The sequence below is a fragment of the Nonomuraea mesophila genome (assembly GCF_004352805.1).
GTDB classification, from domain to species: Bacteria; Actinomycetota; Actinomycetes; order Streptosporangiales; family Streptosporangiaceae; genus Nonomuraea; species Nonomuraea longispora.
Genome location: NZ_SMLD01000029.1, coordinates 45,764 through 72,031 on the forward strand (window position 1 = coordinate 45,764; position 26,268 = coordinate 72,031).

Sequence of the window (26,268 nt, forward strand, 5' to 3'; positions counted from 1 at the left end):
GGACGCTGGAGCGCTGAAGCGCTGGGGCACCAATTCCAGAATGACATTCGGAAATAGCCCCGGCAAGGAAGGTCGACTGCTTACGCCGGGTTCACCGCGAAGATCAGGAGTCCGGCCGCGTGACGAAGGTTCCCTTGCCGTGCACGGCTCGGACCAGTCCGCGCTCGCTCAGTTCCCGAATCGCGCGGCGAGTGGTCATCCGAGCCACACCCCACATGTTCGACAGGTCCAGCTCGCTCGGGAGGCGAGAGCCGACAGCGCGTTCACCGCGCTCGATCTGCCCCGCGATGTGGTTGGCGACCGCCATGTAGACCAGCTCCTGGCCCGATGGGTCCACTTCAGGAAGCTCTTGCCCGAGATCGTCCTTCGCCATGTGATCAACAGTAGAAGGCTTGAGACCTTCGATGTCACCTTCTATCTTCCACATAGGTCTATAGAGGTCTACCGTGAATCCTATGAATCGACAGCCAGCTTCACCCCAGGTCACACTCAAATTCGAAGGTCAAAGCCTCACCGTCCTCGAACATCTCTACTCGCTCGCATTCGTGGCTCACGTGTTCAAGGCCGGATCGGCCGACGTCCGGGACCTATACCTGACGATCGACGTCAACGACGCCTACGACTGGCTGGATGAAAATGTGGGCGATGGTCACTACGGCGACATTGCGGTCTACGACATCTCGTTTCCGAGCAAGCGCGAGCCGACCCTCGTCAAGACTCTCGCCGGCACCCGCAGGCGTGTGTAGCCAGGAGTGCCGGTCGGAGTGATCCCGGGGCCCCGACCGGTGACCGGAACACGCACTATTGTGGGGGCCCCGACTCACGAGGAAGCCGATTCATGTCAGCTCATCGCGCACTGGTCGTCGCCATGCTGCCCGCGATCGGGCTCCGCGTGCTCGCCATGCTCGGGTACCCTCCTGCGCTGCTGTTCTACGGCGACTCGTTCGCGTTCATGCGCGAGGAACTGGCCCCCGGCACCACCCGGCCGTCCGGATATTCGCTGCTCCTCGCCCTGCTCCGCCCCGCACACAGCCTGACCCTCGTCACCGTGCTGCAGCACCTGCTGGTGCTGGGGCTCGCCGTGGCCGTCTATGCGCTGCTGCGGCGGCGCGGCCTGCCGGGCTGGGGCGCCGCGCTGCTGGTCACACCGCTGCTGTACGACGAGTTCATGCTGCTGCTCGAGCACATGATCATGGCGGACGCGATCTTCATCGTGCTGGTCACCGCCGCCGTCGTGCTCGTCGTCTGGCGCGTCACCCCCACCACGGCCGCCGTCGGCGGGCTGCTGCTCGGCCTGGCCGGCATCACCAGGACCGTCGGGCTGCCGCTGCTCATCCTGGTCGCCGCCTACCTGCTGATCCGCCGGTACGGCTGGCGCCCGCTGCTGGCGCTGCTGGTCGCCGGCGCGATCCCGCTGGGCGCGTACGCGACGTGGACCAAGGTGGAGAAGGGCAAGTTCGGGCTGACCGAGGCCGACGGCAACTTCCTGTGGTCGCGGACCATGAGCTTCGCCGACTGCGACGTGATCAAGCCTCCGGAACGGCTGGCCGTGCTCTGCCCCCGCATGCCGGTGGAGCAGCGGCCCTACCCGCCGCACTGGCTCTGGGAGGACTTCTCGCCGCTGCTCAAGGTGCCGGGCACGGCCAACCGCAACCAGCTCGCCGGCGAGTTCGCCAGGATGGCGATCCTGGCCCAGCCCGGCGACTATCTCGCCGCGGTCGCGACCGACCTGACGGAGCTGCTGCGCTGGGAGCGTACGGCCGTCGACGAGAAGACGCCCTACAAGCTGCCGACGTCGGAGAAGCCGATCAACGAGTCGGTGCGGGACGTCGCCGAGTCATACGAAGCGGGTCCGGCCGCGACGCGGGTGGTGGAGCCGGTCGCCGGGTGGCTGCGGGCGTACCAGCGGTTCGGGTACACGCCCTTCCCGCTGCTCGTGCTGGCCCTCGGCGGGGCACTGGTCGCGGCGCTGGTGCGGCGGCGGTGGGACGCGCTGCTGCCCGGGGTCGCGGCGCTCGCGCTGATCGCCTCGCCGCCCTTCCTCGCCGCCTATGACATCAGGTATGTGATCCCGGCGATCCCGCTGGTGTGCCTGGCCGTGGGGCTCACCCTCGGCGCCCGCTCACCGTCGCGCCAGGAGCCCGCCACCACCGAACCGGAGCCCGCCGGCCGCGTGCAGGCGTGACACGTTCTCGCCTGTCGCGGGACGTTCACGCCGGTCGCGTTCAGGCGTGAGACGTTCGCGTTCAGGTGTGCCGGAAGCCGCGGACGAAGCGGCGCTGCCACGGGGTCTCGACGGCGCCCTTGGCGTAGTGCTCGCGTACGTAGGCGACCGCCTGGTCGGCGGGCACGCCGTCGAGCACGGCCAGGCAGGCCAGCGCCGTGCCGGTGCGGCCCCGGCCGCCGCCGCACGCGATCTCGACCCGCTCGGAACCCGCACGGCGCAGCGCCTCGCCCAGGGCCTGCGCGGTCGCGTGCCGGTCGGACGGCAACCAGAAGTCAGGCCAGCGCAGCCACAGATGCCGCCACTCCATCTCGGCAGGGGGGCGGCCCAGCAGATAGAGGCCGAACGCGGGCAGCGGACCTTCGGGCAGCGCACGCCTGAGCCCCCGGCCGCGCACGAGGCGCCCCGACGGCAGACGCATGACCCCCTTCGCAGCGGGATCCCAGGTCTCGACCATGCGGCAAGCGTAGCCGTACGGGCGGCGCGGTGGCGGCGTTCAGCTTCCGGCTGATCGGCCGCCGTCTCATGGGTTCAAGGGGAGCCCTCTGAACGTGCCGAGCCCCAGCAGATGGAGGTCGGCTTCACCGGCATCCAGCGGCACCTCGGAGAAGGTCGCGTGGAGCATGACGGACTCGTCCGGGTCGATCGCGTTGGCCCGGCTGCTCCACGTCGTGCACGTGCAGACCTCGTCCTCCAGGACGGGGTGGAGCGGCTCGGTCGTGCCGTACGGGGCGAGGGTGATGTCCCGGAGGTCGGACGCCGGCGTGCCGAGGATCGAGTCCAGGTCGGCTCTCGCGCCGGTGGAGTCGATGTTGGTGACCGTCGCCTCGAACCTGGCCTGGTCGCCCACCTGCACGACCTTGTCGATCGTGACGTACAGCGGCACCTGGGCCCCGGACACGTTCGTGATCATCACCTTGTGCTGCGCCAGGGCGTCCGGATCACGCGGCGGGCGGGTGGCGCCCCGGGGTGTGACGGTGGCGGCGACCTGCTGGGAGCTCACTGCGGTCGCCCTGGGCTCCGAGGGCGGGCTCGCCTGCCGCGTCTGCCACAACACGACGGCCGTACCCGCCGACGCCAGCAGCACCGCCCCGGCCGCCGCCGCCGACCGCCGCCACCTCCCGCGCGACAGCGTCCCTCCGTCCCGCAGCACCTTTCTGTACGGCAGCAACCGGCTCAGGGGGCCCGGCAGGTGGCGGCTCAGGCTTTCCAGCAGGAGCCGCTTCGTGGGCCCCGGACGGGACCCGCCCGCGCCGGACACCGGCTCCGCGTCACCGCCGGGCCGGGACCCCGGGTCCTTCCCGCCGGACCGCCCGGACGCCGGACCCTGGACGCCAGGCGAAGCGCCGGACGCCGGGGAGGGGACGCCAGGGGCTTCGGGCGAGGCGCCGGAACCACCGCTCATGAGGGCCGACCAGGAGTCGCTCACCAGGTGCGTGGCCGTGGCGGCGGTGATCGCCTCGCGGCCGAGGAGGCGGTCGAGGAGTTGCTGCGCCGTCGGCCGCCGCTCCGGCTCCTTGGCCAGCGCCTGCTCCACCAGCGGCCGCAGCCGTTCGTCCATGCCGTGCAGGTCGGGCGCGTAGTGCACCACCCGGAACAGCACCTCCGGCGCACCTCCCGTGCCGAACGGCGCCCGCCCGGTGGATGCGTACGCCACCACGCCGCCCCACGCGAACACGTCGCCTGCCGCTGTGACCTGGCCGCCGGTGGCCTGCTCCGGCGACATGTACGCGGGAGTGCCCACGACCGACGCGGACCGGGTCGCGTCCGGCTCGACGAGCTGGGCGATGCCGAAGTCGATCACACGTGGCCCGACGGAGCTGAGCAGGATGTTGGCGGGCTTGAGATCGCGGTGCACGATCCCGGCGTGGTGGATGGCGGTGAGCGCGGTCGCCACGCCGACGGCCAGCGCCTCGAGGTTCGCGCCCGTCATGGGCCCCTTCCTCGTGATCTCGCCGGCCAGGTCGGGGCCCTCGACGTAGTCGGTGACGAGGTAGGGCAGGTCGCCGTCGATGCCAGCGTCGAGTACGGGTGCCGTACAGAAGCGGGCCACGCTCCGCGCCGCCTCGATCTCCCGTGTGAAGCGGCGCCTGAAGTCGGCGTCGGCGCCGAGGCCAGGACGGAGTGTCTTGACGGCGACCAGGTGTGACGCGCGGTCGCGGGCGAGGTACACGATGCCCATGCCGCCTTCCCCCAGCGGGCGGACGATGCTGTATGGACCGATGTGCTGGGGTTCGTGGGTCACAGTGACGATTGTTGCGAGAGATGCTTGGCCGCCGGTAGCAGGTCGCTTGATTCCGTGATGATCAAGGTGTGCCGGAGCCCGCCCGAGCACCGGGACCGAAATGCCCGAGATGCCCCATATACGAAGAAGCCGCGAATTGCATTGAAGGCAGCAAATTCGGAGCGCCAGATTACCAAATTAGACCGTGCCATCCCCGGATGATCTTAATGGAAAACCCGGCTCCGACCTGGGGAAACACCGCAGTTTCGCACCCCGTTACCGAATCGCATTCGATACGTGAACGGCCTGACACAGCAACGTCACGATCCCCCGGACACATGGTCAAATATCTCGCATCCTCTGTTATGGTCCCTTCCTGCCCGAAAATAAGGGACACCCTTTACCTGAGGAGGATCATGCGGAGCGCCCGAAGGATCATCGCCATCAGCACCGCCGTGGCGGCGACCGCCGCTCCCCTGCTGGCAGTCGCGTCCCCCGCAGCCGCCGCGCAGCCCGCGACGGCCGTTCAGCAGGCCCTGCCGCTGGACGACGTGCTCCCCATCCAGGGACTCAACCCGCTGCAGCAGCTCAAGCGCGTCAAGCAGTTGCTGAAGTCCGGCTACGTGCCGCAGGCGTTGAGCGTGACGAACGCGGCCAACCCCCAGTACGCGTCCGTCTGGGTCAAGGACGCCACCCGCAAGGTCAACGTACTGCAGGGCCTGTCGGCCCTCGACCTGCAGAAGCGCATCACCGAGCAGCTGAAGCTGGGCTACGTGCCCACCATCATCAGCGGCACCGGCTCGGGTCCCGGCGCCATCTTCGCGGCGGTCTTCGAGAAGAAGTCCGCCGGCAAGGCCGAGGCCAAGGTCGACCTGACCAAGGACGCCTTCCAGAAGCTCAACACCAAGCTCAGCGGCTCCGGTCTCAGCCTCGCCTCGATCGACGTCTACGGCACCGTCGAGAAGCCTCTCTACGCGGCCGTCTGGGTCACCGGCTCCGCCACCGGTGCCGTCAAGGTGAGCCTCGGCCAGACCGTGGAGCAGCGCGGCAAGGAACTCCTGGCGATGGCCAGGCAGGGCCTGCGCCCTGTCCTCATGGCCATCGAGCCCGGTCAGCTCTACACCACCGTGTGGAGCAAGGGCAGCACGGCCGGCCTGAAGGAACGCCTGAACCTCAACCGCGTGACCTACACCGTGCAGAACACCAAGATGAAGGCCTTGGGCTACACGCCTGTCGTCCTGGACACCGCGGGCAACACCTTCGCGGCCATCTGGAGCAAGGGCTGACCGCTCCCGCAAGCGCGGGATCCCGGTGCGGCCGCGGCCACCGGTGATCCTCCGTGCGCGCCGGACACCACCTCGCCGACGCCCTGCCTGCCGCCTGCGCGTGACCGGCAGCGTACGGGACGAGCGGGGTGCGGCGCGCCGACCCCCCGACGCCGCGGCGGCCATCCCCCTCTCCCGGCGATCAGGGACGTACGTTCCTTGATCGCCGGGCAGGCCGCCCTTCAGCCCCGACGCCCCTCAGTCGCCGACGCCGCGCAGCGCCGTCGCGGTGGTCGCGCCCGGACATCCGGCGCGGCGCGGAGGACCGCGTGACCGGCACCGTCGCCGACGTCACCGGCCGCCCGGCCCGCTCGTTCGCCGAGTTCGTCACCGAGCACCGGGCCGCGTTCGCCGCCCCCGGCCACGCGGACGCGGAGGCCACGGCACGTCGCTGACGGGCCCGGGCGGATCACTTCAGCTCGCCGAAGAAGGCGCGCAGGTCGGCGGCCAGCGTCTGCGGCGCCTCCATCGCCGGGAAGTGCATGCCGCGCTCGTGCTCCGTCCAGAAGGCGCCGTCGGGCGGGCCGACGAGCCTGCGCGCCGTGGAGTCCGCACCGAACACCGAGAACCCCTGCGGCACGGTCGGCGGCTCGCCCCAGTCGGACAAGTGGGCCTGCTCGTACAGGAAGCGGGCGGCGGACACGCCCGAGCCGGTGAACCAGTACAGGCTCACGATCGTGAGCAGCTGGTCCCGGTCGTACGGCAGGTCGGTGGAGCGTTCGAAGCTCTCCGCGATCCAGCCGAGCTGCCCGGCCGGCGAGTCGTTGAGCAGGTAGCCCATCGTCTGCGGGCGGCTGTTCTGGATGGCCAGGTAGCCGCTGTCCTCGGCGCGGAAGCGGGCCATCCGGTCGAGTGCCGTACGGTCCACCGGGTCGGACGGGTCGAGGCGGTCGGCCATGCCCGGTATGAAGGTGGCCGTGGCGGCCGCGGTGTACGGGTCGGTCACGGTGTGCACGCCCGCGACGTGCTCGCCGTCCAGGCCGGCCACCGCACCGGCCACGCCGGCGCCGACGTCGCCGCCGTGGAGGCCGTACCGGTCGTAGCCGAGGCGGCGCATGAGCTCGATCCACGCCCGCGCGGTGCGGCCCATCGACCAGCCGGTCTCGCGCACCGGGGTGGAGAAGGCGAAGCCCGGCAGCGAGGGGACCACCACGTGGAAGTCCTGCCGCAGTTCTTCGATCAGCTGGGTGAACTCGGCGAAGGCGCTGGGGTAACCGTGGGTGAGCACCAGGGGGAGCGCGCCGGGGTCCTCGGACCGTACGTGCAGGAAGTGGATGCGCTGCCCGTCGATCTCGGTCGTGAACTGCGGGTAGGCGTTGAGCTCCGCCTCGGCGGCACGCCAGTCGTACCCGTCGGCCCAGTACGCGGCCAGTTCCTTGAGGAACGTCAGCGGCAGGCCGCGGGTCCACCCGACGCCGGGCAGCTCGTCGGGCCACCGGGTACGGGCCAGCCGGTCGGCCAGGTCGTCGACGTCGGGCTGGGGAATGGCGACAGTGAACGGCCGGATGTCCATGGGGACTCCTTGTCGGTTGGGTGAGGCCCACGCTAGAAGCCATTGCGGCAAGATTCTTTCCGCGTTGAACGAGGCGAGCCGGCCGACATGTCGTTGGAGAGCCGTAGGCTTCGCGTCGTCACCGGCAGGACGAGCGGGAGGAAAGCCCAGTGGGAGATTGGTTTCCCGAGGAAGTCAGCCGAGTTCGGCCATGACCCGCCGCATGTCGGAGACGGCCTGCAGGGTCCCGCGCACCGTCCCCGTCACCTTCGAACGTCCCTCCCTGGGCAGGTAGGCGACCTCCGACTCGGCGATCCGCCAGCCGGCCGCGGCTGCCCGCAGCACCATCTCGCACGGATAGCCGAAGCGGCGGTCGGTGAGCCCGAGGTCCAGCAGCCGGTCCCGCCGGGCGGCCCGCATCGGCCCGAGGTCGTGCAGCACGGCCCCGGTGCGGCGGCGCAGGATGCGGGCGAGCACGGCGTTGCCGAGCCGGGCGTGCCAGGGCCACACCCCGCGGGCCTGCGGCCGGCGGGCGCCGAGCACCAGGTCGGCCTGGCCGCCGGCGACGGGCGCGACCACCGTGGGCAGCTCGCGGGGGTCGAGTGAGGCGTCGGCGTCCATGAAGCAGACGACGTCTGCGGCCGAGGCGAGCAGGCCGGCGTGGCAGGCGGCGCCGAAGCCGCGCCGCGGCTCGTGGACGACGTGGGCGCCGAGCTCGTGGGCGACCTCGGCCGAACGGTCGGTCGAGCCGTTGTCGACCACGATGGGCCGGTAGCCGTCGGGCATGCGCCCGAGCACCCAGCCGAGCGCCGCCTCCTCATTCAGGCAGGGGAGGATCACGTCCACCGTCATGATCGAGCGAACTCCTTCATCCCGGCGTCGAAGCCGATCTCGGCGTGGAAGCCGAGTTCCTCGCCGGCCCGTTCGGGCGAGGCCACGATGTGGCGCACGTCGCCCAGCCGGTAGTCCCCGGTGATCCGCGGGTCGGGCCCGCCCCGCTCGGCGGCCAGCGCCGCCGCCATCTCGCCCACGGTGTGCGGGGTGCCGCTCGCGATGTTGTACGCCCTCAGCTCCCCCGCCCGCGGCGTAGCCGTCATCGCCGCCAGGTTCGCACGGGCGACGTCGCGTACGTGCACGAAATCCCGGAGCTGGCGGCCGTCCTCGAACACCTTCGGAGCCCGGCCCGCCGCCAGCTCGGAGCGGAAGATCGCGGCCACTCCCGCGTAGGGGGTGTCGCGGGGCATGCGCGGGCCGTAGACGTTGTGGTACCTGAGGGCGACGGCGCTCCCGCCGGTCTCCCTGGCCCAGTTGGCGCTCAGGTGTTCCTGGGCGAGCTTGCTGGTGGCGTAGGCGTTGCGCGGATCGGGTGCGGCGTCCTCGCCGATGGAGGCGCAGCGCACCGGCTCGCCGCACTGCGGGCAGTTCGGCTCGAACCGGCCCCGCTCCAGGTCCGGCACGGTACGCGGCCCCGGCCGGACCCGGCCGTGCCGTACGCACTCGTAGTCGCCCTCGCCGTAGACGACCATGGAGGAGGCCAGCACGAGGCGTCCGACGCCGTGCCTGGCCATGGCGGCCAGCAGCACGGCGGTGCCGTACACGTTGACCGAGGCGTAGTCCGGCAGGTCGGACACGTCCACGCCGAGCCCGACCTTGGCGGCCTGGTGCACGACGACGTCGGCGCCCGGCAGAAGCGCGTCCAGGGTGTCCCCGTCGCGTACGTCGGCGCCGTGGCGCAGGTCCAGGCCGGCGACGTCGTGACCCGCCGCCTCCAGGGTCTCGGCCACGTGCCCGCCGATGAAACCGGCCGAGCCGGTGACCATCACTCTCACGCCGCCGACGCTAGCCCGTCGCCCCGGCCGCGCCGAAGGGACGTAAGAGGTTCGTAAGGGCTCTTACGGACGGCGAACGGACGCCGCCACCGCGGCCCTGGAACGGCCGCGGGATGCGAGGCTGCCGCTCGTGAACCGAAGCCTGCTCCTCGCCGGGGGCGCCCTCGCCGCCCTGGCGGCCGTCCTGCTCAGGATGGCCGCCGGGCCGCCCGGCCTGGGCTGGACGCTGGCGGCCTGGGCACTGTTCGCGGCCGCCCTGTGGCTGGTCAGGCGGGTGCCGGAGCGGCGGCTCTGCACGCTGGTCGTCGCCGGCGGGATCGTCCTGGCCGCGACCGGGCTGGCGGCCCCGCCGAGCAGCAGCACCGACTCCTTCCGGTACGCCTGGGACGGCCGGGTGCAGGCCGCCGGCATCTCCCCCTACGACCACCCGCCGGCCGACCCCGCGCTCGAACGGCTGCGCGACGACTGGCTGTTCCCCTCCACCTGCGGCGCCCCTGCCCTGTGGTCCCTGCCCGGCGGCGGCTGCACCAGGATCAACCGCCCGGCCGAACCCACGATCTACCCGCCGGTCGCGCAGGGCTACTTCCTGCTGGTCCACTGGTTGTCGCCGGAAGGCTCCCGGCACAAGGCCCTCCAGGTCGGCGGCTGGGTGATGGCCGTGCTGACGCTGGCGGCGCTGTGCCGGTTCGCGGGTGCCCGCCGGGCGGCGTACTGGGCGTGGTGCCCCGCGGTGCCGATCGAGGCGGTGAACAACGCGCACGTCGACATGCTGGGCGTGCTGCTGGTGGTGGCGGCCTTCGCCGCCGTCCGCGCCGGTCACGCCCGGGGCGCCCTGCTCGGCGCGGCCGTGGCGGCCAAGCTGCTGCCCGCGACGGCGCTGCCCGGCGCCCTGTCCGGCGTGCTGGCGCGCGGAGTGGCGTGGCGGCGCGTCCTCGTGACCGTGGTGCCGGCCGTGCTCGTGGTGACGCTGTCGTACGTGCCGTACGTGCTGGCCTCGGGCGCCGCCGTCCTGGGTTACCTGCCGGGCTACGTCAAGGAGGAGCGCTACGACGGCGCCGGCCACGGCAACCGCTACGCGGTCCTGCGGCTGCTCCTGCCCGACTCCTGGGCCCCTTACGCCGCGGTCGCGCTGCTCCTCCTGGTCGTCCTCCTCGTGCTGCGCCACGGCGACGCCGACCGGCCCTGGCAGGGCGCGCTGCTGGTCAGCGGCTCGCTCCTGCTGCTGTTCACCCCCGGCTACTCCTGGTACGCGCTGCTGGTCGTCGCGCTGACCGCCCTGGACGGACGGGTGGAGTGGCTGGGCGTGGCCCTGGCCGCCGCGGTCGCCTACACCGCGGGCCCGACCGCCCCCGGCAGCCTCGGCACCCCCTTCTACGCCGCGGCCGCCCTGGCCGTGCTGGTCGGCTGGGCCGTACGCCGGTCCCGCCCAGTGGAGGTACGCCCGTGAACCTCAGCACCGTCGCCGCCAGGTTCACCAGCACCCTGCGCTCCGAGCAGGTGGCCGCCAAGCTGGGCGTCTGGCTGGGCGTGAGCTTCACCGTCGCGTTCGTCACCGGGCTGTTCAGCCATTTCACGCAGCACCCGCCCGCCTGGCTGTTGTGGCCGTCGCGGCCGGTCAACCTCTACCGGGTCACCCAGGGGCTGCACGTCATCGGCGGGATCGCCACGGTTCCGCTGCTGCTGGCCAAGCTCTGGGCCGTCCACCCGAAGTTGTGGCAGTGGCCGCCGTTCCGCTCCGCCGGCCACGCCGTCGAACGCCTGTGCGTGCTGCTCCTGGTGGCGGGCGCGTTGTTCCAGCTCGTCACCGGGACCCTGAACATCGCCTACCTCTACCCGTATCCGTTCGGCTTCCTCCAGGCGCACTACTGGACGGCGTACGTCGTCTACGGCGCGCTGCTCATCCACGTGGCCAACGAGTGGGCGAAGGTCAGGCGGAACCTGTGGACCCGCGTGGAGAGCCCGGAGCGCAGACGGCTGCTGTTCACCGTCGCCGCGGCGTGCGGCCTGACCGCCCTGGTCACCGCGGGCGAGGCGGTCACCCCGCTGGCCCGGCTGGCCGCCCTGGCCCCGCGCGATCCCCGCGTCGGGCCTCAGGGCGTGCCCGTCAACAGGTCGGCGGCCGCGGCCGGCGTGACCGCCGTCCCCGGCGACTACCGGCTGCGGGTCACGGGCGCCGTGCGCACGCCTGCGTCGCTCGGCTACGCCGACCTGCTGCGGCTGCCGCAGCACACCGTACGCCTGCCGATCGCGTGCGTGGAGGGCTGGAGCGTGGAGTGCGAGTGGACCGGGGTACGGCTGCGCGACCTGCTCCTTTCCGCCGGCGCCTCCCCTGACGCCTTCGTGGTCGTCGAGTCCCTGGAGCGGTCGGGCGGCTATCGCAGCAGCGAGGTCCGCCCGCCGCACTGGAGCGATCCGCTGACGCTGCTGGCCCTGCGGATCAACGGGGAGACGCTGAGCGCCGACCACGGCTTCCCGGTGCGCCTGATCGCGCCGAACCGGCCGGGCGCCCTGCAGACCAAGTGGGTCAGGGAAGTGAGGGTGACATGAGGTGGGTCGGCTACGCGGCCGGCGGCGCCCTGATCGTCCTCGGCCTGGCGGGGCTCGCGCTGGAGGGCATCCTCATCGGGTGGGCCCTGTGGTTCGGCGGGGTGCTCGTCGTCCACGACGCCCTGCTCGCCCCGGGTGTGGCGGCGGCCGGCACGGTGATCGGCTGCCGGTCCCGGTCCCTGCGGACCGCCCTGGTCCTGGCGGGAACCCTGGTGCTCGCCACCCTCCCCACCGTGCTGGCGCTGGGCCGCCGGGCCGACAACCCGTCGATCCTGCCGCTGTCGTACGGCGTCAACCTCCTCATCGTCCTCGCGGCCATCGCCCTGCTCGCGGTGGGAGATCACCTGCTGTCGGCTTTCCGGAAGGACTGAGCACGCTGAGCCACCATCCGTTCCAGATCGTGATCATCGCCAAGGAGCCGCTGCCCGGCAAGGTCAAGACCCGCCTCACGCCGCCGTACAGCCCGGCCGAGGCCGCCGCCCTCGCCGAGGCCGCGCTCCGCGACAGCGTGCGCGCCGCCGCCGAGGCGCCGGCCGTCCAGCGGGTGCTCGCTCTCGACGGGCTGCCCGGCCGCTGGCTGCCCGCGGAGTTCGTGGTCATCCCGCAGCGTGGGGCCGGCCTGGACGAGCGCCTCGCGGCCGCGTTCGCCGACGTCCACCGGCTGCGGCCCGGACCCGTCGTACTGATCGGCATGGACACCCCCCAGGTCACCCCCGCGCTCCTGCGCGAGGCCGGCGAGGCGCTCGAACGGCACGACGCGGTGTACGGGCCGGCCGCCGACGGCGGGTTCTGGCTGCTCGGCCTGCGGCGACCGGACCCGGGGCTGCTGCTCGGGGTGCCCATGTCCCATCCGGAGACCGGCAAGCTGCAGCTGGACCGGCTCGAACGCGCCGGGCTGGCCGTGCACCACCTGCCCGAGCTGATTGACGTCGACACCGCGGCGGACGCCGCCGCGGTCGCCGCCGAGGCACCCGCGTCCCGCTTCGCCGCCGCCCTGCGGGAGCTGGGCCGATGATCGGAGAACTGTACGCCGACGCCCTCGCGGGAGAGAGCGCCGAGCTCGAACACGTGGACGGCACCCGTACCACGCTGGAGACCGCCCGCTGGTTCGAGCCGATCGACGGCGACGAGGAGCTGCTGAGCCACTGCTCCAGCCCCACGCTGGACGTCGGCTCCGGCCCCGGGCGTCTCACGGCGGCGTTGACCCGGCGCGGGGTGCGGGCCCTCGGCATCGACATCACGCCGCGCGCCGTCGCCCTGACCCGCCGCGCCGGAGGTTTCGCCCTGCTGCGGGACGTCTTCGACGACATCCCGGGCAGCGGCCGCTGGGCGACGGCGCTGCTCGCCGACGGCAACATCGGCATCGGCGGCAACCCCGAGGCGCTGCTCCACAGGCTCAGGCAGCTCCTGCGGCCGGGCGGCACGATCGTGGCGGAGGTCGCACCGCCCGGGACGCCCAGCCGGGTCGACCGGCTCCGGCTGCGCAGGGGGCCGCTGACCGGTGAGTGGTTCGGCTGGGCGACCGTCTCGGCGAGCGACATCCGGCGCGTCGGGCTCGCCGCCGGCTTCACGGAGGCCGACTGCTGGACCGCGTACGGCCGCTGCCTGGCCCGCCTGCGCTAGGCGCGAGCCGGAGGCGTTTTCCCTGGCCGATCGACCGTCCTGGGGAGCGCGGCCATCAGCGCCACGAGCACGACGGCGACCGGCGCGCCCCAGAAGAGCACGTCGGGGATCGCCGCTGCCGTCGACTCCGGGCCGGGGGCGCGGCCGTGGAGCTCCCGGGCGAGCAGGCTCCCTGCCGCGGCCACGCCGGCCGACAGCCCGAGGCCCCGCGCCGACACCGCGGCGGACGTGGCGGCGGCAAGGTCCGCGGGCTCGGCCGCGTTCTGCGTGACGACCACGAGGTTCTGCATGAGCAGCCCGAAACCGAGCCCCAGCACGGCGGTCACCACGGCGAACAGCACGTAGCCGGCGCCCGGGACGAGGCCGCCCAGCAGGGCGAACCCGGCCGCCGCGATCGCCGCGCCGGCGACCAGGTAGGGCCTGAACCGGCCGCTCGCGCCGATGCGGGCGCCGGCCAGCGAGGAGACCGCCATGAACGTCAGCACGTACGGATTGAGCGCCAGGCCCGCCTGGGTGGCCCCCATCCCGTACGCCGCCTGCAGGTAGGTGGGCAGGTAGACGACGGACCCGCCGAGCAGGGCCCCGAGCAGCGCGCTCGCGGGCAGCGTGACCCGCAGCGCGCGGCCGGCGAACAACCGCGGCGGCAGCAGCGGGTTCGCGGCACGCCGCTCCCACCACACGGACAGGGTCGTCAGCACGACCAGCGCCCCTGTCAGGGCGAGGATCACGGCGGAGTTCCATGCGTACACCCGTCCGCCCCACTCGGCGACCAGCAGCAGGCTCACCGTCGCGCCCACGATCAGCAGGGCTCCCGGCACGTCCACCCTGCCGTCCCCGCCCGCCCTCGGCAGCCGCAGCGCGTACGCGACGAGCGCCATGGCGAGCAGGCCGAGCGGCAGGTTGACGAGGAAGACCCAGCGCCAGCCCGCCGCGTCGGTGATCGCTCCACCGGCGAGCGGGCCGCCCACGCTGGCCAGGGCGAACACGCCGCCGGTGAAGCCCTGCACGCGGCTGCGCAGCCGCCGCGGGTAGAGCTCCGACAACACGATGGTGGGCAGCACGAACAGCGCGCCCGCGCCGACGCCCTGCACGGTCCTCGCGGCGACCAGGTGGGGCATCGTCGGCGCGAGGGCGCACAGGGCGGAGCCCGCGACGAAGACGGCGAGGGCGACGAGCAGGACCGGGCGGCGGCCGTACCGGTCGCTGACGCGGCCGTAGAGCGCGCCGGTCGCGGTCGAGGCCAGCACGTACGACGTGACGATCCAGCCGATGGCGTCCATGCCGCCCAGGTCGGCGGCGATGGCGGGCAGGGCGATGGCGACGACCGTCTGGTCGAGGACCGACAGCAGCATGCCGAGCAGGAGGCCGGCCGTGGCGAGCGGCACGTTGCTCGTCGCGGACGCGGTGCGGAGCACGGCGGTCAGCTCCTCGCCCGCGCGAACGGGTCAGGGAGTCCGAAGTCGGCGCCGACCAGGTCCTGGTCGATGACGGCGCCGGCCAGGGTGCCGCCGGCCGCGGCGGCGACCACGGCGGCCAGTGGCATGGGAAGGGTGGCCCGCCTGGCCAGGTCGCCGGCCGCGTACACGCCGGGCACGCTCGTCCGGGCGAACTCGTCGATCTCGACGCACCCGTCTGCGAACGACGCGCAGCCGAGGCGGGCGGCCAGCTCGGAGCGCTGGCGCGGCACGTTCACGACGAACACCGCGTCCCTGGCCAGGGGCGGGCCGCCCTCGAAGACGACCTGTTCCAGCCGGTCGCCGGCGCCCTCCAGGTGAGCGACGGGCTCGCAGCGTACGGTGACGCCGTTGGTCTCCAGGGTGGCCCGCGACGCCGGGTCGAGGGGTTCGCCGCCGGTGCACAGGGCGACGTCGGCGGCGAACCGGCTCAGCTGCAGCGCCAGCCGCACCCGGGCCGGCGCGGCGCCGAGCACCGCGACCGTTCTGCCCGCGCACTCGTAGCCGTGGCAGTAGGGGCAGTGGAAGGCGGAGCGGCCCCACAGGGCCTCGACGCCGCGCGGGCCGGGGAGGTCGTCGGCCAGTCCGGTGGCCAGCAGGAGCCGGCGCGCGTCCGCCGTACCGCCGCCCTCCAGGTCCACGCGGAAACAGCCCTCCAGCACGGTGACGTCGGTGACCGTCCCGGTCCTGACCCGCACCGACGGGTACGCGGCCAGGTCGGCGCGGCCGAGTTCCCGCAGCTGGGCGGGCGGTGTGCCGTCGCGGGTCAGGAAGTTGTGCACGTGTGCGGCCCTGGCGTTGCGGCCCTCACCCGCGTCGAGGAGCAGGACCGTACGGCAGGTCCGGCCCAGGGTCAGGGCGGCGGCCAGGCCGGCAGGACCTGCGCCGACGATAACGGCGTCGAACATGTCGTCCTCCATGTGTCTTGACATGGAGGAGAGTCTGCAAGTTAATGTCAACATGAAGTCAAGCGACTCCATGCGGATCGGAGAGCTCGCCGAGCGGTTCGGGCTCGCGCCGCACGTGCTGCGCCACTGGGAGGCGATGTCCCTGCTGGCCCCCGCCGCCAGGGTGAACGGCCGCCGCCGCTACACGCAGGAGCACGTGGTTCGCGTGCTGACGATCATCCGCGCCAAGTCGGCGGGGATGAGCCTGGAGCAGATCAGGGAAGTGCTGAACGTCTCCGGCCAGGCCGAACGCCAGGCGCTGCTCCGGAAACACCACGAGGAGCTGGAGCGCCGGCTGCGGGAGATCTCGGCGTCCAAGACGCTGATCGAGCACCTCATGGAGTGCCGCGCGGACGACTGGACCCGGTGCCCCGCCTACCGGCGCATCGTGGAGACCGGAACGTTCTCTCAGGACGTGTGCATGATCTGACCCGACCGCCGGCAGCGGCGGACGACCGGCTCCAGGTAGTCGACCAGGGGCCCGCCCAGCTCGGACGCCGAGCGTACGAAGGCGATCCGGTCGAACTCCGGGTGCTCCTCCGCGGCCACCAGGCTCGCGAACCGCTCGCGCAGGAACGACGCGGGCCGGCCGGGCGCGCTGAACAGCACGCCGACGTTCCCGGCAGCGCCGCGCGTGACGAGCCAGAGGCTCAGGTCTTCAGGGGCCGTGTCGACGCCGGTCTCCTCGGCCAGCTCGCGGGCGGCGTGCCCGCGCAGCGCGGCCTCGTCGAGGGGCCCGTCGCCCTCGGGCGGCTCCATGGAGCCGCCGGGCAGCTGCCAGCGGCCGGGCGCCACCGTGACCGGCGACATCCGCCCGACCAGCAGGCGCCCGTCGTCGGCCGGCTGCACGACGGCGACGAAGAGGGACGGCAGCCAGGCGGCGGAGCCCATGACCCGGCGCAGGACGTGATGCCGGTACGTCGTGCGCACCCACGAGACGGCCAACGTGTGGGGCCCCTCCCACGCGAGGCTCGCGCACGCCACCACCGGCCCGTCGAACAGGCTCGGATTGGCCAGGACCGACTCCTCCCACAGGCGGTCCATCGCCATCCGCTCGTCCGGCGACAGCGGGGGCGCGGCGGTCTCGGTCAGGGCGATCCGGTGGACGTCCAGGAGTTCGACGCCGGGGGTGCGCGGCAGCGGTTCGGTCACGCGGCCCATGCTCACCCGGCGTGATCGATCGATCACCGGAGTTGAGCGTACCTTTGCCACCGGAGCGCCGACCGGCACGCCGGTGGCCGACAGGACGTAGGGTCCAGATCAGCAACCATTCCCCGGCCGCACCAGGCGGCGGCCCTCGCGAGGATGGAAACCGGCATGACCGTCACTCCCGCACAGCTGCGCGACCTCGCGGGTCGCGCCGAGGCGCTCACCACCGAGGTTCTGGCGCTCTGCGACCGCGCCCTCCGGCCCGAGCTCGAGCCCATCACGACGGCGCGCACCACCGCGAGCCGGTTCGCCAGAGGCGCGGAAGAGCTCCACCGCGCGGCCGACGACCTGGCCAAGCTCCAGGCGCAGCCGTGCGGGCTGCCGTGGGGGGTCTGCCCCGAGCACGGCAACACCCTGTCCTCCCGGGCCGGCGTCACCGAGTGCCGCGTGTGCCGGCGCGCGTGGGACCACGACCGGCTCGGCCGGCCGTGCGAGGAGCCGGTGACGTGGAAGGTGATCGACCGGGCCGGCACGGAGACGCGGATGTGCGACGGGCACCTTCTCGGCGCCCGCGCCGCCGCCCAGGGCGCGACCTTCCTCCGCCTCGACGAGAGCGGCTTCTGATCCACGACACGCCACTAATTTGCATGCTTCGTTCTCTTGTATCGTTCGTGTTTATGCGGATACGGTTGCGGCCATGACCGCACCCAAGACGCCGACGACCGCCGAGGAGCTGCGCGGGGCAGGACTTCGGGTGACGGCTGCCCGCGTCGCGCTGCTCGAGACCGTCAGGAAAGGTGACCACCTCGGCGTCGAGGCGATCGCCTCCGGGGTGCGCGAGCGGGTCGGCCACATCTCCCTGCAAGCCGTGTACGAAGCCCTGCACGCGCTCACCGCCGCGGGTCTCGTCCGCCGCATCGAGCCGGCCGGCAGCGCGGCCCTGTTCGAGGGGCGGGTCGGGGACAACCACCACCACGTCGTGTGCCGGTCGTGCGGCGCCGTCGCCGACGTCGACTGCGCGGTCGGGCACGCACCCTGCCTGTCCGCGTCGGACGACCACGGTTTCTCGATCGACGAGGCCGAGGTCATCTACTGGGGCCTGTGCCCAAGCTGTTCCACCAGTCGCAGTTCCTGAGCGCCAGGAAGTCCCGATATCGGAAGGAATCCATGTCCGAGAACCACGAAGCAATCGTCACTGACCCCAAGAACGAGGGCGAGGGCGGCTGCCCGGTGGCGCATGAGCGCGCGCTGCACCCGACTCAGGGCGGCGGAAACCGCCAGTGGTGGCCGGAGCGGCTCAACCTGAAGATCCTCGCCAAGAACCCCGTCGTGGCCGACCCCTTCGGTGGGGAGTTCGACTACGCCGAGGCGTTCAAGAGCCTCGACCTCGCGACCGTGAAGCGTGACATCGCCGAGGCCCTGACCACCTCGCAGGACTGGTGGCCGGCCGACTTCGACCACTACGGCCCGTTCATCATCCGGATGGCCTGGCACAGCGCCGGCACCTACCGGATCAGCGACGGCCGCGGCGGCGCCGGCTCCGGCCAGCAGCGTTTCGCCCCGCTCAACAGCTGGCCGGACAACGCCAACCTCGACAAGGCCCGCCGCCTGCTGTGGCCGGTCAAGAAGAAGTACGGCAAGAAGCTCTCGTGGGCCGACCTACTGATCCTGTCCGGCAACGTGGCCCTGGAGTCGATGGGCTTCAAGACCTTCGGCTTCGCCGGCGGCCGTGAGGACGTGTGGGAGCCGGAGGAGGACGTCTACTGGGGTCCCGAGTCCACGTGGCTCGGCGACGCGCGCTACACCGGCGACCGCGAGCTGGAGAACCCGCTCGGCGCGGTGCAGATGGGCCTCATCTACGTCAACCCGGAGGGCCCGAACGGCAACCCCGACCCGCTCGCCGCGGCCAGGGACATCCGTGAGACGTTCCGCCGGATGGCGATGAACGACGAGGAGACGGTCGCCCTCATCGCGGGCGGTCACACCTTCGGCAAGACGCACGGCGCGGGCCCGTCCGACAACGTCGGCCCCGACCCCGAGGCCGCCTCGTTCGAGGAGCAGGGCCTCGGCTGGCGCAACACCTTCGGCACCGGCAAGGGCGCCGACACCATCACCAGCGGCCTCGAAGGCATCTGGACCAACACCCCGACCACGTGGGACAACAGCTTCTTCGAGATCCTCTTCGGCTACGAGTGGGAGCTGTTCAAGAGCCCCGCGGGCGCCCACCAGTGGCGGCCGAAGGACGGTGCCGGCGCCGGCACCGTGCCCGACGCCCACGACCCGTCGAAGCGGCACGCGCCGACGATGCTGACGACCGACCTGTCGCTGCGCTACGACCCGGTCTACGAGCCGATCTCGCGGCGTTTCCTCGACAACCCCGACGAGTTCGCCGACGCGTTCGCCAGGGCGTGGTTCAAGCTGACGCACCGCGACATGGGCCCGGTCGAGCGTTACCTCGGCCCGGAGATCCCGTCCGAGACGCTGCTGTGGCAGGACCCGCTGCCGGCGAGGACGTACGAGCTGGTCGACGCGGCGGACGTCGCCGAGCTGAAGAGCAAGATCCTGGCGTCCGGCCTGACGGTCTCGCAGCTCGTGTCGACCGCGTGGGCGTCGGCCTCGACGTTCCGCGGCAGCGACAAGCGCGGCGGCGCCAACGGCGCCCGCATCCGCCTGGAGCCGCAGAACGGCTGGGAGGTCAACGACCCCGACCAGCTCGCGCTGGTGCTGCGCTCCCTGGAGGGGGTCCAGCAGGCCTTCAACGCCGCCCAGACCGGCGGCAAGCAGGTCTCGCTGGCCGACGTGATCGTGCTCGGCGGGTGCGCCGCCGTCGAGAAGGCCGCCAAGGACGCCGGCGTCGACGTCCAGGTGCCCTTCACGCCCGGCCGCGTGGACGCCACGCAGGAGCAGACCGACGCGGAGTCGTTCGCCGCGATGGAGATCACCGCCGACGGCTTCCGCAACTACGTCGGGAAGGGCCACCGGCTGGCCGCCGAGTTCCTGCTGCTCGACCGGGCCAACCTGCTGACCCTGAGCGCCCCCGAGATGACCGTGCTCGTCGGCGGTCTGCGCGTCCTGGGCGGGAACCACGGGCAGACGGCGCACGGGGTGCTCACCGAGACCCCCGGGAAGCTCACCAACGACTTCTTCGTCAACCTGCTCGACCTGGGCACGACGTGGACGTCGACCTCCCCTGACCAGACCACGTTCGAGGGCCGCGACAACGCCACGGGCGCGGTCAAGTGGACCGGCACCCGGGCCGACCTGGTCTTCGGCTCGAACTCCGAGCTTCGCGCGCTCGCGGAGGTCTACGCGAGCGACGACGCGAAGGAGAAGTTCGTGGCCGACTTCGTCTCGGCGTGGGACAAGGTCATGAACCTCGACCGGTTCGACCTGCGCTGATCAGACGGGCGTCCAGGCCGGCCGGCGCGGGCCGGCCTGGACGTCCTCAGGCGTCGAGCACCGCCTTTGAGAAACCACGCCTCGAGAAACTAGGCGTCGAGCACGGCCTGGAGGAAGTCCCGCGTACGCTGCTGCTCCGGCTCGTTGAAGATCTGCTCGGGCGGCCCGTCCTCGACGATCTGCCCCTGGTCGAACATGAGCACCCGGTGCGAGATGTCCCGGGCGAAGTTCATCTCGTGGGTGACGCACAGCAGGGTCAGGTTGCTCGACCGCGCGATGTCACGCAGCAGGGACTGCACGCCGGAGACGAGCTCGGGGTCGAGCGCCGAGGTGACCTCGTCCAGCAGCAGCACCTCCGGCTCCATCGCGAGCGCCCGCGCGATGGCGACCCGCTGCTGCTGCCCGCCCGACAGCTGCGACGGATGCGAGAGCGCCTTGTCGGACAGCTCGACCATCTCCAGCAGCTCGCGCGCCTTCTCCTCCGCCTGCTCCCGCGGAACGCCGAGCGCCCGCACCGGGGCCTCGGTGATGTTGCGCAGCACGTTCATGTTCGGGAACAGGTTGAACTGCTGGAACACCATGCCGATCTTCTTGCGGACCTGGCGCAGGTGCTTCTCGTCGGCCGGCACCATCCGGTCGCCGCGCTTCACGTGCGACAGGCACTGACCGTCGACCTCGATGGTGCCGGACGTGACCCGTTCGAGGGTCATCAGCAGGCGCAGGATCGTCGTCTTCCCCGAACCGCTCGGCCCGATGAGGGTGCAGCGTTCCCCGGGCTTGACGTGGAAGTCCAGCTCGCGCAGGACCGTCACGTCGCCGAACCGCTTGACGACCTTGTCGAACTGGATCATCCACTGCTGATCGTTCCCGGCACGTGGATCTTTTTCTGACTGCGTATCAGGTATCAAGACGGCGCTCCATACGACGGACGAGCATCGACGCTGGGATCGCGATGAGCAGGAAGAACAGCCCGGCGATGGTCATCGGCTCCAGGTAGCGGAAGCTCTCGGAGCCGACCCCGCGGGCGAGCCCGACGACGTCGACAACAGTGATCACGGAAAGCTGCGGCGACTCCTTGAAGATCGCCACCACGTAGTTGCCCAGAGCGGGCAGGGCCCGGCGTACGGCCTGCGGCAGAACGATGCTGATCCAGGTGTAGGGGCGGGGCATGTTGAGGGCGATCGCCGCCTCCCACTGGCCCTTCGGCACACCCTCGATGCCCGCGCGGTAGACCTCCGAGGTGTAGGCGGCGTAGTGCACGCCCAGCCCGATGATCCCCGTCGTCAGCGCGGTCATCTTGAACCCGAAGTCCGGCAGCACGTAGTAGAGCACGAACAGCTGCACCAGCAGCGGCGTGCTGCGGATGAACTCCATGATCGCGCCCACCGGCCGGCTGATGTACGCCCGGCGCGAGCGGCGCAGCAGTGCCACGAACAGCCCCAGCACGAACGCGAGCACCGCGCCGCCGAGCGTGGCCTGCACGGTGACCAGCAGCCCCTGCGTCAGCAGCCGGGGCAGGATCTCCAGCGTCCAGTTCCAGTCCCAGATCATCGGGCCGCCTCCACTGCCGCCGTGGCCCGCCGCCGTCGCCGCGGCTTACCCCGGCCCACCATGCGCGCGGCCCGCCGCTCGACGAACCGCATCACCAACGTGATCGCGTACGAGAACAGGAAGTAGATCACCAGCATCAGCGCGAACACGATCAGCTGGTCGCTGCCGGAGTTGACCAGCAGCCGGCCCTCGTAGGCCAGGTCGGCCACGGTGATGACGGACAGCAGCGACGTCGCTTTGAGCAGCTCGATCAGCAGGTTGTTCATCGGGGGAATCATCTCGACGAACGCCTGCGGCAGGATGACGTAGCGCATCCGCTGCAACGGCGAGAAGTTCAGTGCGATCGCGGCCTCACGCTGGCTGGGAGGCACGGCCTGCAGCGCGCCGCGCACCACCTCCGAGCCGTACGCGCCCAGGTTGAGACCGAGCGCCAGCACGCCGGCGAACACCTTGTCCAGCTGGTAGCCCGTGAGGATGGGCATCGCGTAGAAGAGCCAGAACAGCTGGACGAGCACCGACGTGCCGCGGAAGAACTCCATGTAGACGCGGGCGACGCCCCGGACGGTCCGCAGGGGCGAGGACGCCATCAACCCCACGACCAGGGCGATGACGATGGCGAGCGCGGCGCCGCCCGCCGCGCTCTGCAACGTGACCGCGGCCCCCTGGCACAGGAAGGGCATCGTCTCGCCGAAGACGCCGGGCAGGTCCCCGCTGCACGGGTTGAGGGTCATCATGCTCGCGTCAGGAGCCCGCGCAAAGCTGCTGGGCGGTGAGCTTGGCGGCGTTGTCGACCTCGGTCTTGGTGAAGCCGAACTTCTCGATCAGCGGCAGCACGCCGTTCGAGTCCTGCAGCTTCTTCAGCTCGGCGTTGAACGCCTCGATGAGCCCGGTGTCCTCCTTGCGGAAGCCGAACCCGCCGGCGCCGAGCTGTTCCTTCCCGTCGACGACCGGCACGAACGACTCGGTGACCTCCAGCGGCTCGTCCGCGTACTGCTGCTGGAGCGTCCAGCGCAGCGAGACGGCGGTCAGCGCGATGGCGTCCACCCGGCCGGCGAGGATGCCCTTGAAGGCGGCGTTCTGGTTGGGGAAGACCTGAATCTGGCCGCCCTTCACGCCACCGGCCTCCGCGTAGCCCTTCTCGACGGCGCCTTCGAGCACGCCGACCTTGGCGCCGCCCTCGGCGATCTCCTCGAAGCTGGTGATCTTCTTCGGGTTGCCCTTGGCCACCAGGAACGCGGTCGTGCCGGCGTAGTCGGGGTTCGAGAAGGCGATCTGCGAGCACCGCTCCGGGATGATGAACATGCCGGCGGCGATGAAGTCGTACTGCTTCGACTGCAACCCGGGAATCAGGGAGCCGAAGGAGTCGACGATCTGCGCCTCCAGGTTGTCCACACCGAGCGCCTTGAAGATCGCGCGGGCCACCTCGGGGGCCTCGCCGGTGAGGTTGCCGTCCTTGTCGCGGTAGCCGTACGGCTGCTCGTTGGCGATGCCGACCTTGATCGTGCCCGTCTGCTTGAAGCGGGCGAGGGGGTCGGCGCTCTGTGAGGCGCCGGTGGTTCCCCCGCCGTCGTCGACGCGGCTGCAACCGGCGATGAGGGCAGGGCCGCCGACGAGGGCCGCCGCAGCGAGTCCTGAGCTTCTGAAGAAATCCCGACGCGTCCAACGGTTGGCCGTCACGCTTCACTCCCGTTTGTGCCGTTATCGTTACTATGTTCATCCGAACGGATCGTCAACCGCCGTTCGGTTTCCCGTGCAAGATGGGGGGGCCGGAGATACCGTGGCCTCGCGATGCGCTCCGCCGCTTCGGCGCCGCTCGTAGACAGGTGGCCCCACGCATGCGTGCGGGCCCTCCACCATGCGTACGTCGAACCGGCGATGCGTTTCGCCAACATGGGCCCCGAACCTAGCGGACGGACCTGTGTGCTCCTCCGAACCGTCTTCGGCCCGCGATGTTTGAGCACCGGGCCTGGGCGGGTAGGGAAAACGGCTTGTCCGTTTTCCGAGTGCTCCGGTGGGTTGGACTTCCCACCAGGCTTGGCTACTACCCTATCTGACCTGGGGAAACGCTTCCGGCCTCGGGATCTCGTCATCTTACAGGAACGCTTTCGGAGCCGTCACGGAAAGATCTCGAACGGGGAACAGGGCCCGTGTCCAGAGGAAAAATATGTGATTCGTGTTACGTGACATTGATGTCAACCTGTGACCTGGCTAAACCCACCAGCCCCACTGACACTACGAGGCGCGGAAACGACCGGGCCCGCTCCTGGCTCGGCCAGGTCCCCGGAGCGTCGCCACCGTCCTCGACCAGGCAGAGCACGGAGAGACGATCGTGATGACTCGCGGAGGAACGAGATCGCGATGATCGATCCCGAACCCGTTGCACCAGGGCGAATGGTCAAGGCGTTCCTGGCTCGAAGCGCGGGGACACTCGACGATGATTTTGAGGCTGATGTGCTGGCGGCTCGTGAGGCGGTCGATGACCTGCCGGGCGTCCGCACTCAGGCGGTTCCCCGCTGAAGGCCGGCCGGCAGCTCGTCAAGGTGCTCGACCACGCCAGGAAAACCCAGGTGGTCACGCCGGCGATATCCTCCCTACATGGGACGCGATGAACGTGGTGTGACACCTCAGCAGGAGGACTTCTCGGCCTGGTACAACGAGCTGGTGGCCAAGGCGCAGCTCGTCGACCGCGGCCCGGCGAAGGGCACCATGGTCATCCGACCGTACGGCTACCGCCTGTGGGAGCTGCTCCAGGACGAGCTCGATCGCAGGATCAAGGACACCGGTCACGAGAACGCCTACTTCCCCCTCCTGATCCCCGAGAGCTACCTCCGGCGCGAGGCCGATCACGTCGAGGGGTTCTCGCCCGAGCTGGCCGTCGTCACGCACGCCGGCGGCAAGGAGCTGGAGGAGCCGCTGATCGTCCGACCCACCTCGGAGACGATCATCGGCGAGATGATGGCCAAGTGGATCTCGTCGCATCGGGACCTTCCGCTGCTGCTCAACCAGTGGGCCAACGTGGTGCGCTGGGAGCTGCGGCCGCGCATGTTCCTGCGTACGACGGAGTTCCTCTGGCAGGAGGGGCACACGGCACACGCCGACGAGGCCGACGCGATGCGGGAGACGATGCTGGCGCTCGATGTCTACGCGGAGGTCGCACGTGACGTCGCGGCGATCCCGGTGGTGGCGGGCGAGAAGACTCCGGGTGAGCGGTTCGCCGGCGCGGTGCGTACGTACACCATCGAGGGCATGATGCGCGACGGCAAGGCGCTGCAGGCCGGCACCTCCCACTACATGGGCAGCAACTTCGCCAAGGCCTTCGACATCCGCTACACCTCGGAGGCCGGTCAGCAGGAGCTGTGCCACACCACCTCGTGGGGCATGTCGACGCGGATGATCGGCGGGGTCATCATGACCCACGGCGACGACAAAGGGCTGGTGCTGCCGCCGAGGATGGCCCCCTACCAGGTGGTCATCGTGCCGATCGGGCGCGGCGAGCAGGGCGTGCAGACCTCGGCCGCGGCGCGGGAGCTGGCGGGGCGGCTCAGGGCGGCGGGTGTGCGCACCCACGTCGACGACCGCGCGCAGCTCTCGCCCGGCTTCCGGTTCAACGACTGGGAGCTGCGCGGTGCGCCCCTCCGGCTCGAACTCGGTCCGCGCGATCTCGAGTCGGGCACGGTGGTGATGGCGAGGAGGCTCGGCGACGACGGCAAGCAGAGCATCCCGCTGTCGTCCGCGCCGGAGCTCATCCCCGGCGTGCTGGAGGAGTTCCAGGCCTTCCTGCTGCGGCGGGCCACCGAGTTCCGCGACGCTCACACCGTGACGGCCGACACCTGGGATTCCTTCACGGAGGCGGTCACGTCGGGATGGGCGCTGGCGCTGCACTGCGGCGAACCCGCGTGCGAGGCCGGCATCAAGGCGAAGGTGGCGGCGACCCCGCGCTGCATTCCGCTCGACGGCGCCGAGGAGAGCGGGCGCTGCGTGTTGTGCGGTGAGCCCTCGGCCTACGGCAAGCGGGTCGTGTTCGGCCGGGCCTACTGATTCTCGCGAGCGTCGATCAGCGCGTCCATGTGCGCCTCCGCCCAGGCGCGCGCCGCGTCCAGCAGTTCGAGCAGGCTGCGGCCGAGCGGGGTCAGCGCGTACTCGACGTGCCTGGCGGGCCCTGCGTGCACCGTACGCACGACGAAGCCGTCACGTTCGAGGGACCGCAGTGACTTCGTGAGCACCTTGGGGGTGATGGTCCGCAGCGGCACGAGGAGTTCGGAGAACCGCCGCGGGCCCTCCTCGAGGCACTGGACGATCATCCCCGCCCACTTGTCCCCGATCCTGATCGGCATGAGGCCGGAGGGACAGACCGGGTCGAACATCTCCGGATCCAGCGGCTTGGTCATGGAAATCACCGTAATCGCGGTATCCACGCGGTAACCACGGCCCCCGCTACCTTGCGCAGCACGACAAGGAAGAGGCGGGAAGCATGAAAAAGATCATTGTGTTCGGGGCGGGTGGG

At 71.2% G+C, this 26,268-nt stretch carries 29 protein-coding genes; 15 read left to right on the plus strand and 14 right to left on the minus strand.

What is annotated here, in order from left to right; all coding sequences use genetic code 11:
* Positions 1-103: 103 nt before the first annotated feature.
* Positions 104-373: a GntR family transcriptional regulator gene (locus tag E1295_RS14030; protein ID WP_132630701.1), complete on the minus strand. Its 270-nt coding sequence runs from the start codon at positions 371-373 to the stop codon at positions 104-106.
* Positions 374-455: 82 nt separating this feature from the next.
* On the opposite strand from E1295_RS14030, the gene E1295_RS14035 reads away from it, so the two are divergent.
* Both E1295_RS14035 and E1295_RS14040 read left to right on the plus strand, forming a co-directional pair.
* Positions 456-746 (plus strand): hypothetical protein, encoded by a 291-nt coding sequence (locus E1295_RS14035; RefSeq protein WP_132630702.1) that lies wholly within the window; start codon positions 456-458, stop codon positions 744-746.
* A gap of 92 nt (positions 747-838) precedes the next feature.
* Complete coding sequence (locus E1295_RS14040; protein WP_132630703.1) at positions 839-2,185, plus strand: hypothetical protein; 1,347 nt, start codon at positions 839-841, stop codon at positions 2,183-2,185.
* 61 nt (positions 2,186-2,246) lie between these two features.
* On the opposite strand, the gene E1295_RS14045 is transcribed toward E1295_RS14040, so the two are convergent.
* Positions 2,247-2,681 (minus strand): protein-tyrosine phosphatase family protein, encoded by a 435-nt coding sequence (locus tag E1295_RS14045; RefSeq protein ID WP_132630704.1) that lies wholly within the window; start codon positions 2,679-2,681, stop codon positions 2,247-2,249.
* Between the two features lie 66 nt (positions 2,682-2,747).
* Complete coding sequence (locus E1295_RS14050; protein ID WP_132630705.1) at positions 2,748-4,469, minus strand: serine/threonine-protein kinase; 1,722 nt, start codon at positions 4,467-4,469, stop codon at positions 2,748-2,750.
* A 395-nt stretch (positions 4,470-4,864) separates the two neighbouring features.
* Here E1295_RS14050 and E1295_RS14055 point away from each other — a divergent pair, with 395 nt between their 5' ends.
* Positions 4,865-5,734, plus strand: coding sequence for a hypothetical protein (locus tag E1295_RS14055; protein ID WP_132630706.1), 870 nt, complete (start codon positions 4,865-4,867; stop codon positions 5,732-5,734).
* A gap of 308 nt (positions 5,735-6,042) precedes the next feature.
* Positions 6,043-6,168 (plus strand): hypothetical protein, encoded by a 126-nt coding sequence (locus E1295_RS51820; RefSeq protein WP_281284738.1) that lies wholly within the window; start codon positions 6,043-6,045, stop codon positions 6,166-6,168.
* A gap of 14 nt (positions 6,169-6,182) precedes the next feature.
* On the opposite strand, the gene E1295_RS14065 is transcribed toward E1295_RS51820, so the two are convergent.
* From E1295_RS14065 to E1295_RS14075, 3 genes are all read right to left on the minus strand, one after another.
* On the minus strand, positions 6,183-7,286 hold the full coding sequence (locus E1295_RS14065) for an epoxide hydrolase family protein (protein WP_132630707.1): 1,104 nt from the start codon (positions 7,284-7,286) through the stop codon (positions 6,183-6,185).
* Between the two features lie 174 nt (positions 7,287-7,460).
* Entirely contained in the window at positions 7,461-8,117 is a 657-nt protein-coding gene (locus E1295_RS14070; protein WP_132630708.1) for a glycosyltransferase family 2 protein, read from the minus strand.
* Entirely contained in the window at positions 8,114-9,085 is a 972-nt protein-coding gene (locus tag E1295_RS14075) for an NAD-dependent epimerase/dehydratase family protein (RefSeq protein WP_132630728.1), read from the minus strand. Before E1295_RS14075 ends, E1295_RS14070 begins: the two co-directional genes overlap by 4 nt.
* A 139-nt stretch (positions 9,086-9,224) precedes the next feature.
* Between E1295_RS14075 and E1295_RS14080 the strand changes: the two genes are divergently transcribed.
* The 5 genes from E1295_RS14080 to E1295_RS14095 are packed head-to-tail and all read left to right on the plus strand — an operon-like array spanning position 9,225 to position 13,264.
* On the plus strand, positions 9,225-10,541 hold the full coding sequence (locus E1295_RS14080) for a glycosyltransferase 87 family protein (protein ID WP_132630709.1): 1,317 nt from the start codon (positions 9,225-9,227) through the stop codon (positions 10,539-10,541).
* A complete protein-coding gene (locus E1295_RS14085; protein ID WP_132630710.1) occupies positions 10,538-11,641 on the plus strand; it encodes a molybdopterin-dependent oxidoreductase in 1,104 nt (367 codons plus the stop codon). The genes E1295_RS14080 and E1295_RS14085 overlap by 4 nt, the downstream gene beginning before the upstream one ends.
* The gene (locus tag E1295_RS48685) at positions 11,638-12,012 is read left to right on the plus strand and encodes a hypothetical protein (protein WP_166427213.1); all 375 of its coding nucleotides are present in this window, start codon (positions 11,638-11,640) and stop codon (positions 12,010-12,012) included. The genes E1295_RS14085 and E1295_RS48685 overlap by 4 nt, the downstream gene beginning before the upstream one ends.
* Before the next feature lie 29 nt (positions 12,013-12,041).
* Positions 12,042-12,656: a TIGR04282 family arsenosugar biosynthesis glycosyltransferase gene (locus E1295_RS14090; RefSeq protein ID WP_246080032.1), complete on the plus strand. Its 615-nt coding sequence runs from the start codon at positions 12,042-12,044 to the stop codon at positions 12,654-12,656.
* Positions 12,653-13,264: a methyltransferase domain-containing protein gene (locus E1295_RS14095; RefSeq protein ID WP_132630711.1), complete on the plus strand. Its 612-nt coding sequence runs from the start codon at positions 12,653-12,655 to the stop codon at positions 13,262-13,264. The genes E1295_RS14090 and E1295_RS14095 overlap by 4 nt, the downstream gene beginning before the upstream one ends.
* On the opposite strand, the gene E1295_RS14100 is transcribed toward E1295_RS14095, so the two are convergent.
* A complete protein-coding gene (locus E1295_RS14100) occupies positions 13,261-14,679 on the minus strand; it encodes an MFS transporter (protein ID WP_132630712.1) in 1,419 nt (472 codons plus the stop codon). The two genes, E1295_RS14095 and E1295_RS14100, sit on opposite strands and share 4 nt — an antisense overlap.
* Positions 14,680-14,684: 5 nt before the next feature.
* A complete protein-coding gene (locus E1295_RS14105; RefSeq protein WP_246080033.1) occupies positions 14,685-15,650 on the minus strand; it encodes an NAD(P)/FAD-dependent oxidoreductase in 966 nt (321 codons plus the stop codon).
* 28 nt (positions 15,651-15,678) lie between these two features.
* Between E1295_RS14105 and E1295_RS14110 the strand changes: the two genes are divergently transcribed.
* Complete coding sequence (locus tag E1295_RS14110; RefSeq protein WP_132630713.1) at positions 15,679-16,095, plus strand: helix-turn-helix domain-containing protein; 417 nt, start codon at positions 15,679-15,681, stop codon at positions 16,093-16,095.
* On the opposite strand, the gene E1295_RS14115 is transcribed toward E1295_RS14110, so the two are convergent.
* Complete coding sequence (locus E1295_RS14115) at positions 16,074-16,817, minus strand: NUDIX hydrolase (RefSeq protein ID WP_220448698.1); 744 nt, start codon at positions 16,815-16,817, stop codon at positions 16,074-16,076. The genes E1295_RS14110 and E1295_RS14115 overlap by 22 nt on opposite strands.
* Positions 16,818-16,982: 165 nt before the next feature.
* On the opposite strand from E1295_RS14115, the gene E1295_RS14120 reads away from it, so the two are divergent.
* The 3 genes from E1295_RS14120 (at position 16,983) to katG (ending at position 20,213) form a co-directional block, all read left to right on the plus strand.
* Positions 16,983-17,438: a hypothetical protein gene (locus E1295_RS14120; RefSeq protein WP_132630714.1), complete on the plus strand. Its 456-nt coding sequence runs from the start codon at positions 16,983-16,985 to the stop codon at positions 17,436-17,438.
* Positions 17,439-17,511: 73 nt separating this feature from the next.
* On the plus strand, positions 17,512-17,949 hold the full coding sequence (locus tag E1295_RS14125) for a Fur family transcriptional regulator (protein WP_132630715.1): 438 nt from the start codon (positions 17,512-17,514) through the stop codon (positions 17,947-17,949).
* 32 nt (positions 17,950-17,981) lie between these two features.
* The gene (gene katG / locus E1295_RS14130) at positions 17,982-20,213 is read left to right on the plus strand and encodes a catalase/peroxidase HPI (RefSeq protein WP_132630716.1); all 2,232 of its coding nucleotides are present in this window, start codon (positions 17,982-17,984) and stop codon (positions 20,211-20,213) included.
* Positions 20,214-20,302: 89 nt separating this feature from the next.
* On the opposite strand, the gene ehuA is transcribed toward katG, so the two are convergent.
* From ehuA to ehuB, 4 genes are read right to left on the minus strand one after another with little or no spacing between them, the layout of a single operon-like run.
* Positions 20,303-21,064 (minus strand): ectoine/hydroxyectoine ABC transporter ATP-binding protein EhuA, encoded by a 762-nt coding sequence (gene ehuA, locus E1295_RS14135; protein WP_132630717.1) that lies wholly within the window; start codon positions 21,062-21,064, stop codon positions 20,303-20,305.
* A gap of 46 nt (positions 21,065-21,110) precedes the next feature.
* Positions 21,111-21,764 carry an ectoine/hydroxyectoine ABC transporter permease subunit EhuD gene (gene ehuD, locus E1295_RS14140; protein WP_132630718.1) on the minus strand — a complete coding sequence of 218 codons (654 nt, stop codon included), beginning with the start codon at positions 21,762-21,764 and terminating at the stop codon, positions 21,111-21,113.
* On the minus strand, positions 21,761-22,498 hold the full coding sequence (ehuC, locus tag E1295_RS14145) for an ectoine/hydroxyectoine ABC transporter permease subunit EhuC (protein ID WP_220448699.1): 738 nt from the start codon (positions 22,496-22,498) through the stop codon (positions 21,761-21,763). Before ehuC ends, ehuD begins: the two co-directional genes overlap by 4 nt.
* Before the next feature lie 7 nt (positions 22,499-22,505).
* The gene (ehuB, locus tag E1295_RS14150; protein WP_132630719.1) at positions 22,506-23,441 is read right to left on the minus strand and encodes an ectoine/hydroxyectoine ABC transporter substrate-binding protein EhuB; all 936 of its coding nucleotides are present in this window, start codon (positions 23,439-23,441) and stop codon (positions 22,506-22,508) included.
* Positions 23,442-24,122: 681 nt separating this feature from the next.
* On the opposite strand from ehuB, the gene E1295_RS50130 reads away from it, so the two are divergent.
* Together E1295_RS50130 and proS are read left to right on the plus strand one after the other, a co-directional pair.
* Positions 24,123-24,281 (plus strand): hypothetical protein, encoded by a 159-nt coding sequence (locus E1295_RS50130; RefSeq protein ID WP_220448700.1) that lies wholly within the window; start codon positions 24,123-24,125, stop codon positions 24,279-24,281.
* 78 nt (positions 24,282-24,359) lie between these two features.
* Complete coding sequence (proS, locus tag E1295_RS14160; protein ID WP_132630720.1) at positions 24,360-25,802, plus strand: proline--tRNA ligase; 1,443 nt, start codon at positions 24,360-24,362, stop codon at positions 25,800-25,802.
* Here the strand turns inward: proS and E1295_RS14165 are convergent.
* A complete protein-coding gene (locus tag E1295_RS14165) occupies positions 25,796-26,152 on the minus strand; it encodes a winged helix-turn-helix transcriptional regulator (protein ID WP_132630721.1) in 357 nt (118 codons plus the stop codon). The genes proS and E1295_RS14165 overlap by 7 nt on opposite strands.
* Positions 26,153-26,268: the final 116 nt, after the last annotated feature.